This is a genomic window from Paenibacillus sp. BR1-192 (assembly GCF_029542445.1).
Classification (GTDB): domain Bacteria; phylum Bacillota; class Bacilli; order Paenibacillales; family Paenibacillaceae; genus Paenibacillus_AQ; species Paenibacillus_AQ lautus_A.
On record NZ_CP120718.1, the window covers coordinates 6,177,501 to 6,192,950 of the forward strand.

A 15,450-nucleotide genomic window follows, 5' to 3' on the forward strand; every position below is an offset into this window, starting at 1 on the left:
CCGCCAAGCTCCAGCTTTTTGGCCATTTTGACCCGGGATTGCAATGAAGTGCCGTCTTCCATCCATATCTTCTTAATGGACTCTCCCTCCGTGAATTGGACATAATTCTGTCCGGTCCCGGCATCCAGCGAGCCTTTCACCTTCTGCTCCTTCAGCAGGGCCTGCAGCTTCTCCATACCAATCGCTTTGGAGGAAACCTTCGTCTCTCCCGCTTCGCTCGTTTCCGTCCAGACCCTTGTATATAACGGTACGCCCAACACCAGCTTGGATGGCGGTACTGCATCCTCTTCCAGGATTCGCCTTACCGACTGCTCAGCCCATGGCAATGAGGAGACCGATCCCGCTTTCGGACTGGTGGCCCAGTGCTCGTCGTAGGCCATCACCATCATGTAATCAACGGTTTCGCCAAGTCGTTTCCGGTCGAGAAAGAGCGACCACATCTCGCTGTTCGATTTGGGCGTAACGTCGATGGACACAATCAAACCTCTGGCTTTGGCCAGCGGCTTCATTTCCCGCACGAATTGTACGACATGATCTTTATCCTTGGTGTAGACATTTTCAAAGTCGATATTGATACCGTCAAGATTGTATTGCTTGGCATAAGCCAGCATCTGTTCGATGATATGGGATCTTCTATCGAACGTAGACAGCGCTTCGGTTGTCAGGTCAGGGTCGAAGCTGTTGTCCATAAGACCCCAAACTTCCTTGTTCCTGTTATGCGCCCAACTCACATACTGCTTAACCGCTTTGGACTTGACCGTTCCTTCTCCGTCCACGATGCTGAACCAGGTCGGACTGACCACGTTGACCCCGGGCAGTTCGCCAATGCTATCCGTGCTTGGATTCTTGGTGTAAACGGCTTCCCATACCAGGTTGACCGACTTGTTCTTCCATTCCAGCTCAGCCCGCGAAGGGGTCTGCTTCAGAGCCGGAATTTCTTTCAGTTCCCCAAGCTCGATCTGCTCTTTAAGAACATATCCCGTATACCCGTTATCCGCCTGAACGAATAACCATCCCCCCTCTTCGCGCCATACCCGAAGCCGCTCGCCGGCCGGCATGTCCAGTACGATCGGGGACTTCTTCTCCCCGCTCTCGCGCAGAGCCACGGTGTCCTCAGGTTGACCGGGAGCGGCCTTCGCAAGCTGAATCGCATCCCCGGGGCGCATCAAAATGACCGCGCCTGTTGCCGAGTCTTCGTGAACGGCCACCCCATAATGCTGTTTGAGCGGCTTCAGCGGAACGTAAGCAATGCCGTTAACCAGTTCAGGCGCATAAGGCAGGGTCACCGTTTTGCCGTTCAGTTCCCCCTTCGTGCTATCCATCTTCATGCGAAAAACCGATTCGGAAGTCGTGATAATAATCGATTCCGTTTCCTGCTCGTAACGGATGTCGGCATCCACGCTCTCCTGAATCACCGTGATCGGCAGCAGCAGCTCTTCGCCGGACCCCAGAGCAGGATGCTCCTTCAATTCGCCCTGAACGAAAATCGGCTTGTCCATTCCGCGCCAGTCCGGTTCGGTATAGGTCTGGTTCGGAAACAACGTGGTGACAACCCACCAGACCCCCGCCGCAATCAGCATCAGCCCCAGATAAAAAGAGCTTCTGTTTGTACGCCTCTTTTTTCCCCGATATCTTCTTCTTGCCAAACTGCTCCCCCATTTCACTTTCGCCAAATTGCCCCAATGCCGTCGCGAAAAAATAAGCCCTTAAAAATAAAAACGTGTGGAATGGTTCATTCCGCACGTTCATCATCTATAACAACCGGCGTCTATTGACAGGACTTGCAGAGCCCATACAGCTCCATTCTCAGTCCCTTTACTTCAAATCCGGTGCTTTTCTCAGCCTGCACTCCCACATCTTCGAGGGACGGATAGCTGAAATCTTCGATTTTGCCGCAACTTTGACAGATGACATGATGATGGTCGGAGACGTTGGCGTCAAAGCGACTCGAATTGTCTCCGTACGTCAGCTCACGCACCATGCCGGCTTCAATAAACATTTTTAAATTGTTATATACTGTGGCTACGCTCATACTAGGAAAATTAGGTTCCAGAGCCCGATAAATATCATCCGCTGTCGGATGGCCCATAGATTCCACCAAATACGTTAAAATCGCATGACGTTGCGGCGTGATTCGGACACCGGTCGTTTTCAGTTGTTCCAGCGCATGCTGTACGGACGTTCCCATGGTTGCCCACCGCCTTCAAGTTTAACTGGTTTTTACAAAGCTTAGATCGCTCTTACGCTTTATTGTACGGCGTTTCTTGGATTGTTGTCAATCCGGCAGAGGCGTCCAGCCCCCGCTGTTCCGGCCTTCCTCCTGTTCCGGGTAGCTCCGGTAAATGTTCAGGTTACTGTTGCCTTCAATGCGAATGGAATGCTCGCCGGTGCCGGATTCCCCGGAAATGGTTTTCTGCTCGATCTTAAGATTAGGCAGCGTGGTCAGAATTCTTCCGTAACTAATCGTCCCTTCAAGCTTGTAATCGCCCTCGAGAGGAACGTGAAGATTCATCTCTCCAACCGCGCTATATACATTCCAATCGCCTCCGATCCGAGGGGAACGAATGGCTACTCCGCCATTAAGGGACTCGGCGCTTAATTGCGACTCTGCGCCGCTGATCAGAATATTGCCGTTCCTCGTCTGGACCCGGATATGATCCATCGTTCGTTTGACCGTCATGTTTCCTACTTGCGTGGTCAAGTCGGTCTCGCCCGTGATGTCGACGGCCAGCATATTCCCGCGGTTGGTGGACATTTTAATATTACCGATAACGCCGCGCGCGGTCATTTCGCCGTTCAGCGTTTTGCCTGTGACATTCCCGTAGACCCGATCCATCGTGATGGGCCCATTCCCGCTCTCCAGCAAAATATTCTCAATCGCCTCCACGCGGTTTAAGGTAATCGCTCCGTTCATCGTCCGTATCTCAAAATTGAACCGGCGATCATCCGGGACCGCGATATTCAAATTCATTCGGGGCTGCCGTTTACCCGATTCTCCATAGGCTTTTCCCTTGGACCGAATCGTGATCGTCTTGCCTTCCCCGACCTCGATCGTCGACTGCTCGGCGATCGCCTCCGCTACACCGGGCTGCTCTCGGTCGACCCACACTACCGCTTCGACCCGGATATCGTCGACATCCTGCCGCGTGATGGAGATATCTCCGTTCAAGTGATCGACGATGATCTTCTCGGTGTCGAGCTCCACCGGTATATCCAGTGCCGGCTTCTGGAACCGGTTATCTTCCGCTTCGCTGTAATCCACGCCCGCTGCCGTCAAATTCAGGCTCACCCGGTTCCAGAGATGAAGGAAATGCTCCTGCTGGGAAATCACGAATACGGACGCCGTAACGGCGACTGCCAGAAGAATTCCCCGAATATCCGGCCGAAACCGAAATTCCCTGCGACGGCCCAGGGCGCGGGACAGCGTATACCTGACTATATATTCAATGCCGAGCAGGATAAACAGCAGCGGCCACCAACGCTGGAGCATGAATATATAATCCGTCCCTCTCCACTCGTCAAGCAGCAGCAAAGCGCCCGTACTGACAAGCAGCAAGGCGGCCGTATATCGCCCAACTCTGATTTTGTGTTTCATCCGTCTCCTCCCCTCGTCTGATTACGCGGCTTTCACCCAAGTGCCGCTGTACGTGTACTATAGGGATTTTCTCTTGTCTTTATGATGCCTGAGAGCTTCCCGGATCCCGGCCCAAATCCCGATAACGATGAGCACGACGGCGGAGGCCTCCGCACCGTAGTCGCGAATCCCCTGCTGCAGCCAAGGCGGCTTCTGGTGAAACAAAATGAGCAGGGACCCGGTAACAACCAGCATCAAGCCAAAGGCGATTCCCCGTTCGCCGCGGAACAGATGATTAGCCCCGTTCCCTCTTCCGTCACCTCCGGAAGCAGCGGCTGCCTCGCCGCGTCTTTTTCGGGAAATAATATATTCGGCTGCCTGCAGCACGTCATACACGTTATAGAAATAACCGACCGGAATCAGAAGCCCCAGCACGACAAGCAGCGGAACGTTGATCTGCATGCCGATGGAAGAGAAATATAGAAGCGCCGATATATCCAGCAGCAGCAGCATGATGAACGTGATTCCCTTACGGTACATGCCGAGGTACAGATGACCCAAACCTGGAATGAGAGCGGCTAATAAAAGCGCGTAGAGTTTCCGTCTTTTTCGCTGAAGTCCGGGATGCCGCTTCATCCGAATCGAGCGCCTTTTTTTCTTGCGGACTGCGGATTGCGTTTCGGTGGTTGGATTCATAACCTTCTCGCCTCCTTCCAAACATCAAGGGACTGGCGTTGTTTACCGATGTTTTTCTTTGATAGTACCCCAATGCGAAGCCGAAGTAACTGGCAAAAAACTGGATAGGCCGTTCAGGAGAAGCTGATAAGCCTACAAAAAAACGGCCCTGCCGGTAATTCAGCAGATGCCGTTGGGTTATGATGATGGAAGCCGGTTATTCAGCCGTTACCATCGTTACGTGGCCGATTCCCCGCAATCGCCGGGTGATCTCCATCGGTTCGAATTTACGGTCGGTCAAGACTTGCAGCGAAATTTCGAGTCCTAGGACCGCAGGCTGCAATTCCCCGTATGCCGCATTGCTCCGCTCGTTTACGACGAGCTTCTTGATCACGAATTCCTGCTCCTCCAGAACCGCCGATATGTCATCCAAAATATTCGGCGTATTCGCCGCATGCAGGGTGATCAAATGCAGTTTGCTGCCGCGGATGTACCGCTGCTCCAGTTTATTAAAGACCACCAGGTTCAGAAGGATCAGCACCGTGGATACAATCGACGCAAAATAAAACCCGGCCCCTACGGCAAGCCCCACGGCACCCACAACCCAGATGGACGCGGCGGTCGTTAATCCGGTAATGGATTTGCCTGTAAACAAAATGGTGCCGGCGCCCAGGAATCCGATCCCTGTAATGACGGCCGTTGCCAAGCGCGCAGGGTCAATCCGAACGTTAATCTCGTCTACGAAATCGGAGAAACCGTAAATGGATAACAGCATAATAAGTGTAGAACCCAAGCATACCAATATATGCGTGCGAAGTCCTGCAGCATGGTTGGAACGCTCCCGTTCAAAACCGATCAAGCCGCCAAGCAGCATAGCCAGCAGCAATCGTAATAATATGGATACATTATCTATCACCCAAGGATTAGTCAAAAGAACGATACTCCCCTCACGTCACGTCTGTCGAATATGCGATATCATTCATTGTTGATGAAGATGGAACTCGGTCAATTCCACGCCCGGAGCAACCTCGAATGCATGGTCCCTCACGAACCCGAATTTCTCGTACAAGGTCACCGCCGGCGTATTGCGCGTCCCTGTCGAGACCGTGAACATCGGCGCCTCCTTGTAGCATTCCAATACATGGCGAATTAAACTCCCCGCGATACCCTTGCGAAAATGACCGGGATGGACCATCATCCGCGATATGGTAACCTGATTCTGTTCGGGCTCCACCGCTATGGCACCGATGAGATCTCCTTCTTCATTTATATAACCAAAAAAGGTTTCCCCGCTCGCACGGATCGTCTCAAAGGTGTCCAGCAGCGGAGGAATTTCGGAGAATCCGATCAATTCGGCTTCCAAAGGGTACGCCATGTGCTGCAGGCTCCATATCTGCTGTACGGTATCCCGATCCTCCAAGGATAGTTCCTTAATCATCCGTTCATCCCCTAACCGAGTTATTGTAAGAAAAAAATCATCGGCGTGCTCTCAAAGAAGACAGACCGCGTTTAACGGTATCTTTTCTGGCGATATCAGGCAGCAGCCCCTCCGAAGTTCATACTTTCTGATATCTTAAAAAGGAACTTGCCCCGATTTCGGGACAAGCTCCACATCTTCTGAAAACATGATTCGAGGAAACCCCCGGATCGTTTAATTATCCGTTCAGCACCTCAACCAGCAGTTTGTTGGCGAGGGCCGGGTTGGCTTTCCCTTTGCTCTCTTTCATCACTTGACCAACCAGGAAGCCGATCGCCTTCTGTTTGCCTGCCTTGTAATCCTCCACGGATTGCGGATTGTTCGCGACCACCTGCTCGACGATGCCTTTGATCGCACCTTCATCGCTGATTTGGACAAGTCCCTTTTCCTCAACGATTTGCGCAGGCAGCTTGCCGCTTTCCAGCATCTCCTTAAAGACGGTTTTCGCGATTTTGCTGCTGATGGTCCCCTTTTCGATCAAGCCGATCATCTCGCCCAAGCCTTGGCCCGTAATCTTCACTTCAGACAGCTCCAGATTGTTCGAGTTCAAATAACCCAGCAGATCGCCCATGATCCAGTTGGATACGGATTTGGCATCCTTCGTGTAGTTCAAGCTGTCCTCAAAAAAGTCGGCGAGCAGCTTGGATGACGTAATGACCGCAGCATCATAGTCCGGCAGGCCGTACTCGGAAGCATAGCGGGCCTTGCGGGCATCCGGAAGCTCGGGGATCGTCGCGCGAACCGCCTCTTTCCACTCTTCGCTGATATGCACCGATACCAGATCCGGGTCCGGGAAATAGCGGTAGTCGTGCGCCTGCTCCTTGCCTCGCATGGAGAAGGTCTTCGCCTGGGCTTCGTCCCAGCGCCGCGTTTCCTGTACGATCACGCCGCCTTCATCAAGGATTTCCGCTTGACGGAACTGCTCATATTCCAATCCGCGCTGCACGCCGCGGAAGGAGTTCATGTTCTTCAGCTCGGCTTTCGTTCCGAATTCCTTCTGTCCCCATGGACGAAGGCTGATGTTGGCGTCGCAGCGAAGCGAGCCCTCTTCCATCTTCACGTCGGATACGTCGCAATACTGCATAATCGCGCGCATTTTCTCCAAGTAAGCCTTGGCTTCCTCCGGCGTTGAGATCTCCGGTTCGGACACGATCTCAACGAGCGGCGTTCCGACCCGGTTAAAGTCGACCAGCGATGCATAACCTCCGTCGACATGCGTGAGCTTGCCGGCATCTTCCTCCAGGTGCAGGCGGGTAATGCCGATCCGCTTCGTCTTCCCGTCCACCTCAATATCGATCCAGCCGTTTTCGCCGATCGGCTGATCGTACTGGGAAATCTGGTATGCTTTCGGGGAATCCGGGTAGAAATAGTTTTTGCGGTCGAATTTGCTGACATCGCCGATGGTGCAGTTCAGCGCCATGGCAGCCTTTATGGCATATTCCACAGCCTGGCGGTTCAATACGGGCAGAACGCCGGGATGGCCAAGGCAGATGGGACATGTATGCGTGTTCGGCGGAGCTCCGAACGCAGTGGAGCAGCCGCAAAAAATTTTGGAATGGGTATGCAGCTCTACGTGAACTTCCAATCCGATAACCGTTTCATATTTAGATGTAGACATCGATTGTTTCCCTCCTTCTCTGCCGCCGGTTTACAGTTCAGGGCGCCGTTTATGATGATCTGTATTTTGCTCGTAGGCATGCGCGACGCGCAGCACGGTCGACTCATCAAAGGCTTTCCCGATAATTTGCATTCCTACGGGCAGTCCGTCCGCGAATCCGCAAGGGACGCTTACTGCCGGCACTCCCGCCAGGCTGACAGGAATCGTCAGGATATCGTTCAAATACATCGTCAGCGGATCATCGACTTGCGTCCCCAGCTTGAAAGCCGTAGTCGGAGCCGTAGGTCCGATGATGACATCATATTGCTCGAATACTTTATCGAAGTCCTGCTTGATGAGGGTGCGGGCTTTCTGCGCCTTCAAATAATAGGCATCGTAATAGCCCGAGCTGAGCGCGTAAGTCCCCAGCATGATGCGGCGTTTCACCTCATCCCCGAAGCCTTGGCTGCGGGATTCGTGATACAGGTCGATCAGGCTGCCTGCATTGTCGGAACGAACGCCGTAACGCACGCCGTCAAAGCGGGCCAGATTCGAGGAAGCCTCCGAAGAAGCAAGCAGATAATACGTAGCGACCGCATAATCGGTATGCGGCAGGGAAACTTCGTCCCAGGTAGCGCCCAGCGATTCAAGCACCTTCAGCGCGTTCAGGACGGTTTCCTTCACTTCGGCATCAACGCCCTCGCCCAGATATTCTTTAGGCACGGCGATGCGCAGACCGGCAACGTCTCCGGACAATGCGCTCAGATAGTCGGGCACGTCCACTTTGGCGGATGTCGAATCCATCGGGTCATAACCGGCGATGGCTTGCAGGACATAGGCAGAATCTTCTACGTTTTTCGTCAAAGGCCCGATCTGGTCCAGCGATGAAGCGAAGGCGACAAGGCCAAACCGGGATACGAGTCCGTAGGTCGGCTTAAGTCCCACGACGCCGCAATAAGAAGCCGGCTGCCGAATGGAGCCGCCGGTATCCGAGCCCAGCGCGAAGTAAGCTTCGCCGGCAGCTACGGCCGCAGCCGAGCCGCCGCTCGATCCGCCTGGTACCCGGTCCAGGTCCCAGGGGTTGCGCACGGGATAAAAGCTGGAGTTCTCATTGGAGCCTCCCATTGCAAATTCATCCATGTTCAGCTTACCGATCGTTACGGTGTCCGCCGCGCGCAATTTGCCGACAACCGTCGCATCGTAAACCGGCGTGAAATTGGACAGAAACTGACTTGCGCATGTGGTGCGAAGCCCTTCCGTTACGATATTGTCCTTAATTCCGACAGGAAGTCCGAACAACAGTCCGCGCGTCTCCCCAGCAGCCAGCTTGTCGTCCAAAGCCTTGGCCGATATACGCGCGCCTTCCTCGTCCAGCGTAATAAATGCCTTTACCCGATCCTCACGTTCGGAAATACGGGTAAACGCTTGGTCGACCAGATCGGTTACGGAAAGCTCCTTATTCTGCAGCTTATTATGTATCTCCGATAACTTGTAATCAAACAGACTCAAGTGTGTATCCTCCCTCCAGGCTATTCCAAAACAGCAGGTACTTTAATTTGATCGTCTTCTTCATCCGGTGCGTTGAGCAGCACTTTCTCGATCGGCAGGCTCTCGCGCACTTCGTCTTCCCGCATGACATTGCTGAGGTGCAGCACGTGCGTAGTCGGCTCAACGCCGTCCGTATCCAATTCGTTTAATTTCTCGGCATATTGTAAAATCGCATTCAGTTGGCCGGTAAACATCTGCTCTTCTTCAGGCGTCAAATTTAATCGGGCCAGCTTCGCTACATGCTGAACATCCTTATCGGTAATGCTCATGGCTTTGCGTCCTCCTTCATGCCCCCATCCAGTTAAAGGGGTAAAGTCTGTCTCGATAACTTTTCTCATTATATTGTAGAAGCATGGAAGATTCAATCCAATGGCTTGAAGCGCGGAGCTCTCAGGAACTGCTTGCCCGTCACTTCAAAAAAGAGTCGGCCTCAGCCGACTCTCCTAGATCCAAGCGCGAAGATTCACCTGTTTGATGAAGTCCGCCTGGGACATTGCTTCCTTGGTTTCCTCTTCCTCTTCAACACTTTCCAACTCGCCGTTCATCACTTGACGAAACAGCTTCTCATTATATGTCGACAGGGCGAAATCGATGAGCGCTTCCCGCTCGACCCGCTCGGCTTCCTGTTTCAACACGATTGATTCCAGCTCTACATCATCCGCCGGAACAAAAAAATTACGGTTGAGGCTCGGAATCCGAATGACGTAATCGAACGCATTGTCCGGATTTCGGTCATACGCGATGATATAGCCGTATTGACCGATTGGAAGATTCTGCTCAAAGGCATCCGCAACGATTGTGATCTTTTCCCCTAAACGCAGCATCGTCTACCTCCTGAGTTGTCTATCCTTTTTCAAGCGATAAGAAAGTATAAACTTCTACAGCTAATCATCCTTATTTCCCCAGAAAACTTCCGCTATATGCGGTCTGTCTTCCGAAAAGTAAGTCGATTGCCATTTTCTTATCTTCATAGTCTACTAAAAAAAGATAGAGATGTCCATGTGATTCAGATAAAACCTGAATCTCCCATGGAAACTAGGATTGCGGGGACAATGGGCTCCGTCTGAGCAGCCTCGCGGCAACGATAATCGACAGCACCATGAGCAGTATCGCCACGATGATCGGAGACCAGACGCTGCTCACTTCGCCGACAATCCGCTCCGCGGCCATGCTGCTTAATCGGCCCGGGTTCCATTGAAGGCGGGAGGGCAGCAAACCGGACAAGAGCGAAAGCGCGCCGGCCACCGCCAAGCTGATGAAAGCAGCAGCAGGGCCGCGGAGGACGGCGCCGAGCGGCAGGGCAAGCGTTACGATCCAAGCCAGCCATACGACATACAATCCCCCGCCGCTGGCCACCGCTCCCCATTCCAAGGGACCGATGAGCAGATGCGTATAATACGCTGCGCCGCCAAGCCCAAGCGCAAAGGATGCGGCTACCAAAGTCATCATGGCGGCCCATTTGGCAGCCATCATGGGAATCGTGGATACCGAGCGGGCAAGAACAAGCTCAGCCGTGCCGGTGGCCCTTTCCCCAGCTACCGTGTTCATCCCCGCAAGCACAAGCACCAGCAGGCCGATGACGCTGAACTGGCTTAAGGCTGACGCCATCACGCTCTCGGCGGACGGGACGGTAAATAACGCCGCCGCTTCCGGCGGCACTTCTCCGGCCATGGTCAGGATTTCCGGCAAATAATAGGTCGATACCGGCTGCATAATGCCAAGCAGCAGAAAAACGGCGGGGACCCAAATCCATTTATAGGTCCGGCCGGACTCAAGCATCTCTTTTTGATAATAGATCCAGAACGGCTTCATGAGCCCACCACCTTCATAAACATATCCTCGAGCGTAGACGTGCCGGCTTCAAAACGAAGCAGCTCGATTCCGCCGTCGGCAAGCTCTTGGATCAAAGCGGCACGCGCCACCTTCATATCCGTCACCATCAGCTTGGCGCCGCGTTTGCCGAGCTCGATCTCTTGCACATAAGGACGGTTCGCGAGACTGTCGAGCCAAGCAACCTCCCGCTCCCCCGGTTCAACATCAATCGATAAGACCGGCTGGCGGTATTTCGTGCGTAGTTCGCTAAGCGCGCCCTTCTCCGCAATCTCCCCGTCTACCATCAGTATCATGTCATCGCAAATTTCTTCCGCATCATGAAGCACATGGGTCGAGAACAGGACGGTGACTTCCCCCCGCAGGCGGTCGAGCAGGTCCATAACCTCCCGGCGTCCGATCGGGTCCAGCGCCGATACCGGCTCGTCCAGCATGATCAGCTCCGGCTCGTGCACAAGCGCCTGTGCGATGCCAAGCCGCTGCTTCATTCCGCCGGAATAACCGGATATCCGGCGTTTGGCAGCCTGCTGCAGGCCCACCATCTCGATCACTTCCCGACTTCGCCGAATGGCCTCTTTTCCGGATAATCCCGACAGCTTGGCGCTAAACGACAAATATTCCATACCTGACATCCAGCCATAAAACTTCGGATACTGCGGCAAGTAACCAATCCGGCGACGCCAACTGTCCGTATGGCCATCTCCCGATCCATATCGGATCTCGCCCCGGGTCGGAGGAATCAATCCAGCCAGCATTCGCAGCGTTGTCGTCTTCCCTGCGCCGTTCGGTCCCAGCAGTGCCGTACAGCCTCCGCGCTTCAATTCAAACGAGATGCCTTTAACCGGCATGATGCTTCCGATGCTTTTGGTCAGTTCATGAATGCTAAGAAGTTTCTCCGTCAAGCCTCTCGCCTCCCCGCAATAAAATAAGCAATGCTGCCAAGAATGTTACCCAGCAATATAATCAACACCCACATCCATCTCGGCCCACGTATGTTTGCCGGCTCTGCCCGAAACAAAGATAGAAGACCCGTGACCGCAAGAATCGCTTGCAGTGCAAGAATCGGCCAGATCAATCCCCAGTTAATATCCATAACAATCCCCCATGTTCCATATTTAATGAAGAAGCTTAAGACTCGCTGCCGTCTTTACGAATGACGAATATCCAGTAAAAGAGCAGCGGCAACGGCATCGTCGTAGACCCCCATATCCCCCAGAACCAAGCCATCTTGCCAAGCCCCCGCTTCCTTGCATCCAGGAAAAGCCATGTCCCTTGGATCAGCACCAGCACAACGGCAAGGACGATCACTACCAGCGGGCTCTCGTTCACTTCATTCATCGGATTCCCTTCTTTCCGGCAGATCTCAGACTCTTGGAAAATACAAGAACGGAAATCCCCGCGACCATGCCGAACCCGTGAATAAACAGCAGGATCATCGGCGCTGCCAAGGCAGCCATCAATCCCCCGCCGACGATAAAGAGCGCAACCAGAAGAAAGAGCAGCAACTCGTATTTCATCCGCTTCCGTTTGCGTTCCAAGGTATGAACGGCCAACGCATGCAGCCCTTCCAGGGATGGGGATGGCGCATCTTCAAACAATTGATCCACCCGCTTCATTTCCTGGTTCAATTCTTCAATCCATTTTTCATCCTCATGTTCAGGTCCTCTGACCATCGTCACCCATCTCCTTTCGCAGCTGTTTAACGCCGTAGGCGGTCCGCGATTTCACCGTTCCTTCGGGAATGCCGAGCATCGTTCCGATTTCCTCGTAGCTGTAGCCGTAATAGTGCTTCAGCAGGATGGCAATCCGATGATCCTCGGATAATCGGGACAATCCATCCAGCATATCCGTCCAGTCTTCTCCCCGCCGCTCCATCTGCCAGCGCATCCGCCTTGCCGATTGAACCGCCTCCTGCTCCAGCCATTTCTTCTCCCGTTTCTTTCGCCGGGTATTATCGATGAACAAACGGGTAGCAATGGTAATCATCCAAGAGGAGAAGGACGAAGTCCCGTTGTAACGGTTCATGTTCTCCATGCATCGAACGATGGTATCCTGCGCGGTATCTTCGGCAAGCATCGGGTCCATCGTCACTTTCAGCAAATATTTATAAAGGAAGGAGTAATGCTGCTTGAACAGCAGCGCCATGGCAGCAGCATCTCCTAACTGCGCTTGTCGTATCAAATCCTCTTCGCCAGGGATCATGATTGAAATCATCACCTTCTTTCGCCTTCGCCTGTAATACGAATAACTGCAGCCAATCGTTCAAACGGTTATTATATTTATCGTGTGCCAAATGATGTAATTTATATAGATACCTCCGGATGCTTCAGAAATTTCTTATGGTATCCGTAAAAAAACAAAAAAAGCAGCCGGTGGACCCGGCTGCAGTCTCCAATCGGAGGATCATTGTTTCTCACTTCATGATGAGGGTGTCATGTTAGCGGTCCACCTATTGATTCAATCTGATAACCTGCAGCCGATGATGCCATGGCTGCTGCGCGATCCCTTCATCCTTCACCAGCCTGTCCCAGACAACGGATGAAATATCCGTCTGGCCCCGCCGGCGGAACTCCGGTTGCCGATCAATCGCTTCGCTTCTTGTAACATTCCCGTTCAGCAGCGATAGATGATCTTTTCTCACTGGCGCTTCCCCCTAATCACGTCCATACCAAAAAAACTCCCCATAAAATAAAAGAACGCAAACCGGGATGAATTCCACAGTCTGCGTGCTTCGCAATGGGTAACATTTAATTAACCGTATTGTATCAATCTTGTCTATATTTGTCCAGACAAAGTTTCTCGATTTATGTCGGATGTTATCCTACCTGCTCGCAGGAACATAAGGATTCCGCTGCTTTTCATAGCCAATGGTTGTCCGAGGCCCGTGGCCGGAGTACACAACGACCTCATCCGCAAACGTATACAGCGTGTTCTGAATGGAATCAACCAAATCGCGCTCACGGCCGCCCGGAAGATCCGTTCGCCCAACGCCTAGACGGAACAGCACATCGCCGGAAAACAGGTCATTTCCGCACTTGAAGCTCACGCTTCCCGGCGAATGGCCCGGTGTATGAAAGACCTTGAAGGTATGCCCGATCAGCTGCAGCTCCAGTCCATCGGCCAAATCGTACTCCGCCGGCTCGGTGGACAGCGGTCCGGTGACCTGAGGCCACATCAGCGAACCGTTAAGCTTTGGACTGGCTAGCCATTCGCTCTCCAAGGTGTGGAGATAGACAGGACAGTCCTTCAGCTTGCGGATCTCCTCGACGCCCCCCATGTGGTCAAAATGCGCATGGGTCAGCAGGATCGCTTCAATCTCCAAATCCGCTATTCGCTTCACGAGCGGACCCGGGTTCATGCCAGGATCGATAATGATCGCTTTGCCTTCTACAGGCCCTGTCAGTAAATATGCATTCGTCTGAAGCGGTCCTAAATTAAAGGTCTCAATATGAAGTGTCATGATTAAAACCCTGACATCAGTTCACGCAATTCCTTAATGATGGCAGCGTGAAACTCATACCCTTCCCCGTAGGCTTGAATGATGCTTTGCCGCGTGACGGCAAGGTTGTCCTGATAGTCCGTTGCTTCACGATCCGGATTGTTCTGCTTGAACTCAATCATAAACTTCTGAACATGCGCCGGACGTGGTCCCCATGTGCCGAGGACATGTCCCCCGGTATCCGAAATGATCACAACCGGAATGGAACGGGCGCCCATGGTCAGGAACTGATCCATGACGTCCAGATTCTCTTCCATAATCAGCACTTCCGTCTCAATCCCCGCGGTCTCCATCGCACGGAATACGACAGGGATATTGCGCGCAACATCGCCGCACCAATCCGCTGCCAGAATGAGGACCCGCAGATCATCCCTGAAATTGAGGCTTTCAAAAAACTCTTGATCCTCTTCATTCTCCCATTTAAACTGCTCGTAGCCTGCCTTGAACGTATCCTGGTTCTTCTGCATGCCGTCCATGAATTGCTGCGGAGATATGCCCGTACCCAAATGATTTGCCATATTCATACTCATTCGTTATTTCGACCTCGCCTTCGCTGATTTTATCCATTTTATCAAAAAATAAAGAATCATGACGGTTAATGCGCCCAGCAGAATTTCCCGAACGTAAGGCCCAGCCTTCTCGTCGATATGCTCCCACTGGTCGCCCAGAAGCAATCCGAGGTATAAGAATAATGCCGTCCACGGAATAACCGCAAGGGTGGTCAACAGCGTAAACCTGCCCACATGCATTTTGGATATGCCCGCCGGGATGGAAATCGCATGTCTTACCACCGGTACAAACCGAGCCGTAAATATAACGCCGGTACCATACTTGCCGAACCATTCCTCGGCGTAGTCGATATGCTTCTTCTTAATCAGTATGTACTTCCCGTACTTCTCCAGGAAGGGTCTGCCCCCGTAACGGCCGATCCAATAAATGAATAACTGGGCGAGCACGCCGCCAACGGTACCAAAAATCATGGCACCGATAAAATGAACCTCACCCATGGAAACCAGATAACCGCCATAGGCGAGTACGATCTCGCTTGGGATGACCTCCACCATTAATCCGAGCATGATTCCGAAATAGCCCAGCTGCTGGATCCATTCAAACAGTCGGCCCACAGCCTCGTAAAAGAATTCCACGCTTGTCCCCCGCCTTCCTACTGCGTTGATTTCTAGTACTAGCCTATTCTAACACAGCCCGGGACATGCCTTCTACATGCCTTATAATGCGCCCAATTATGGGCG

General features: G+C 52.8%; 20 protein-coding genes (1 of these 20 cut by a window edge). All 20 read right to left on the reverse strand.

Annotated features, from left to right (window positions below; genetic code table 11):
- Positions 1-1,580, reverse strand: partial view of a glycosyl hydrolase family 18 protein gene (locus P0X86_RS28425; RefSeq protein WP_481858313.1) — the 5' portion only. 70 nt of this gene lie to the left of the window's left edge; the window shows 1,580 of its 1,650 coding nt (coding positions 1-1,580); the start codon lies at positions 1,578-1,580; the stop codon falls past the left edge of the window.
- A 188-nt stretch (positions 1,581-1,768) separates the two neighbouring features.
- On the reverse strand, positions 1,769-2,188 hold the full coding sequence (gene perR, locus P0X86_RS28430) for a peroxide-responsive transcriptional repressor PerR (RefSeq protein ID WP_009594041.1): 420 nt from the start codon (positions 2,186-2,188) through the stop codon (positions 1,769-1,771).
- 87 nt (positions 2,189-2,275) lie between these two features.
- Complete coding sequence (locus P0X86_RS28435; RefSeq protein WP_277747048.1) at positions 2,276-3,595, reverse strand: DUF4097 family beta strand repeat-containing protein; 1,320 nt, start codon at positions 3,593-3,595, stop codon at positions 2,276-2,278.
- 57 nt (positions 3,596-3,652) lie between these two features.
- Positions 3,653-4,270: a hypothetical protein gene (locus P0X86_RS28440; RefSeq protein ID WP_277747049.1), complete on the reverse strand. Its 618-nt coding sequence runs from the start codon at positions 4,268-4,270 to the stop codon at positions 3,653-3,655.
- Between the two features lie 196 nt (positions 4,271-4,466).
- Positions 4,467-5,180: an MgtC/SapB family protein gene (locus tag P0X86_RS28445; RefSeq protein ID WP_096776970.1), complete on the reverse strand. Its 714-nt coding sequence runs from the start codon at positions 5,178-5,180 to the stop codon at positions 4,467-4,469.
- Positions 5,181-5,228: 48 nt separating this feature from the next.
- Positions 5,229-5,687 carry a GNAT family N-acetyltransferase gene (locus P0X86_RS28450; RefSeq protein WP_213580982.1) on the reverse strand — a complete coding sequence of 153 codons (459 nt, stop codon included), beginning with the start codon at positions 5,685-5,687 and terminating at the stop codon, positions 5,229-5,231.
- 217 nt (positions 5,688-5,904) lie between these two features.
- Entirely contained in the window at positions 5,905-7,344 is a 1,440-nt protein-coding gene (gene gatB, locus P0X86_RS28455) for an Asp-tRNA(Asn)/Glu-tRNA(Gln) amidotransferase subunit GatB (protein ID WP_192570574.1), read from the reverse strand.
- Between the two features lie 30 nt (positions 7,345-7,374).
- Positions 7,375-8,832: an Asp-tRNA(Asn)/Glu-tRNA(Gln) amidotransferase subunit GatA gene (gatA, locus tag P0X86_RS28460; RefSeq protein ID WP_213580980.1), complete on the reverse strand. Its 1,458-nt coding sequence runs from the start codon at positions 8,830-8,832 to the stop codon at positions 7,375-7,377.
- A 20-nt stretch (positions 8,833-8,852) separates the two neighbouring features.
- Positions 8,853-9,140, reverse strand: coding sequence for an Asp-tRNA(Asn)/Glu-tRNA(Gln) amidotransferase subunit GatC (gene gatC / locus P0X86_RS28465; RefSeq protein ID WP_009594109.1), 288 nt, complete (start codon positions 9,138-9,140; stop codon positions 8,853-8,855).
- Positions 9,141-9,314: 174 nt separating this feature from the next.
- Positions 9,315-9,695 carry a hypothetical protein gene (locus tag P0X86_RS28470; protein ID WP_009594088.1) on the reverse strand — a complete coding sequence of 127 codons (381 nt, stop codon included), beginning with the start codon at positions 9,693-9,695 and terminating at the stop codon, positions 9,315-9,317.
- 211 nt (positions 9,696-9,906) lie between these two features.
- The gene (locus tag P0X86_RS28475) at positions 9,907-10,683 is read right to left on the reverse strand and encodes a hypothetical protein (protein WP_096776965.1); all 777 of its coding nucleotides are present in this window, start codon (positions 10,681-10,683) and stop codon (positions 9,907-9,909) included.
- Positions 10,680-11,603, reverse strand: a complete 924-nt coding sequence (locus P0X86_RS28480) for an ABC transporter ATP-binding protein (RefSeq protein WP_277747050.1) — start codon at positions 11,601-11,603, stop codon at positions 10,680-10,682. The genes P0X86_RS28475 and P0X86_RS28480 overlap by 4 nt, the downstream gene beginning before the upstream one ends.
- A complete protein-coding gene (locus tag P0X86_RS28485) occupies positions 11,600-11,794 on the reverse strand; it encodes a PLDc N-terminal domain-containing protein (protein WP_009594094.1) in 195 nt (64 codons plus the stop codon). The genes P0X86_RS28480 and P0X86_RS28485 overlap by 4 nt, the downstream gene beginning before the upstream one ends.
- Positions 11,795-11,829: 35 nt before the next feature.
- Positions 11,830-12,039, reverse strand: coding sequence for a hypothetical protein (locus P0X86_RS28490; RefSeq protein WP_009594077.1), 210 nt, complete (start codon positions 12,037-12,039; stop codon positions 11,830-11,832).
- On the reverse strand, positions 12,036-12,374 hold the full coding sequence (locus tag P0X86_RS28495) for a YxlC family protein (protein WP_015737461.1): 339 nt from the start codon (positions 12,372-12,374) through the stop codon (positions 12,036-12,038). Before P0X86_RS28495 ends, P0X86_RS28490 begins: the two co-directional genes overlap by 4 nt.
- Positions 12,358-12,915, reverse strand: coding sequence for an RNA polymerase sigma factor SigY (gene sigY / locus P0X86_RS28500; protein ID WP_096776962.1), 558 nt, complete (start codon positions 12,913-12,915; stop codon positions 12,358-12,360). Before sigY ends, P0X86_RS28495 begins: the two co-directional genes overlap by 17 nt.
- 235 nt (positions 12,916-13,150) lie before the next feature.
- Positions 13,151-13,342 (reverse strand): hypothetical protein, encoded by a 192-nt coding sequence (locus P0X86_RS28505; RefSeq protein ID WP_009594128.1) that lies wholly within the window; start codon positions 13,340-13,342, stop codon positions 13,151-13,153.
- Between the two features lie 180 nt (positions 13,343-13,522).
- On the reverse strand, positions 13,523-14,161 hold the full coding sequence (locus P0X86_RS28510) for an MBL fold metallo-hydrolase (RefSeq protein ID WP_015737464.1): 639 nt from the start codon (positions 14,159-14,161) through the stop codon (positions 13,523-13,525).
- 2 nt (positions 14,162-14,163) lie between these two features.
- Entirely contained in the window at positions 14,164-14,730 is a 567-nt protein-coding gene (locus tag P0X86_RS28515; protein ID WP_096776960.1) for a thioredoxin family protein, read from the reverse strand.
- A gap of 3 nt (positions 14,731-14,733) precedes the next feature.
- Positions 14,734-15,345: an undecaprenyl phosphate transporter UptA gene (uptA, locus tag P0X86_RS28520; protein ID WP_277747051.1), complete on the reverse strand. Its 612-nt coding sequence runs from the start codon at positions 15,343-15,345 to the stop codon at positions 14,734-14,736.
- Positions 15,346-15,450 lie beyond the last annotated feature (105 nt).

Excerpts from the sequence above, each read along its gene's own strand:
- P0X86_RS28510 (WP_015737464.1), bottom strand. The coding sequence starts at position 14,161 with ATGACACTTCATATTGAGACCTTTAATTTAGGACCGCTTCAGACGAAT.
- P0X86_RS28440 (WP_277747049.1), bottom strand. The coding sequence starts at position 4,270 with ATGAATCCAACCACCGAAACGCAATCCGCAGTCCGCAAGAAAAAAAGG.
- P0X86_RS28470 (WP_009594088.1), bottom strand. The coding sequence starts at position 9,695 with ATGCTGCGTTTAGGGGAAAAGATCACAATCGTTGCGGATGCCTTTGAG.
- P0X86_RS28485 (WP_009594094.1), bottom strand. The coding sequence starts at position 11,794 with ATGGATATTAACTGGGGATTGATCTGGCCGATTCTTGCACTGCAAGCG.
- P0X86_RS28435 (WP_277747048.1), bottom strand. The coding sequence starts at position 3,595 with ATGAAACACAAAATCAGAGTTGGGCGATATACGGCCGCCTTGCTGCTT.
- P0X86_RS28515 (WP_096776960.1), bottom strand. The coding sequence starts at position 14,730 with ATGAGTATGAATATGGCAAATCATTTGGGTACGGGCATATCTCCGCAG.
- sigY (WP_096776962.1), bottom strand. The coding sequence starts at position 12,915 with ATGATTTCAATCATGATCCCTGGCGAAGAGGATTTGATACGACAAGCG.
- P0X86_RS28475 (WP_096776965.1), bottom strand. The coding sequence starts at position 10,683 with ATGAAGCCGTTCTGGATCTATTATCAAAAAGAGATGCTTGAGTCCGGC.
- gatC (WP_009594109.1), bottom strand. The coding sequence starts at position 9,140 with ATGAGCATTACCGATAAGGATGTTCAGCATGTAGCGAAGCTGGCCCGA.
- perR (WP_009594041.1), bottom strand. The coding sequence starts at position 2,188 with ATGGGAACGTCCGTACAGCATGCGCTGGAACAACTGAAAACGACCGGT.
- P0X86_RS28450 (WP_213580982.1), bottom strand. The coding sequence starts at position 5,687 with ATGATTAAGGAACTATCCTTGGAGGATCGGGATACCGTACAGCAGATA.
- gatB (WP_192570574.1), bottom strand. The coding sequence starts at position 7,344 with ATGTCTACATCTAAATATGAAACGGTTATCGGATTGGAAGTTCACGTA.
- P0X86_RS28495 (WP_015737461.1), bottom strand. The coding sequence starts at position 12,374 with ATGGTCAGAGGACCTGAACATGAGGATGAAAAATGGATTGAAGAATTG.
- P0X86_RS28490 (WP_009594077.1), bottom strand. The coding sequence starts at position 12,039 with ATGAATGAAGTGAACGAGAGCCCGCTGGTAGTGATCGTCCTTGCCGTT.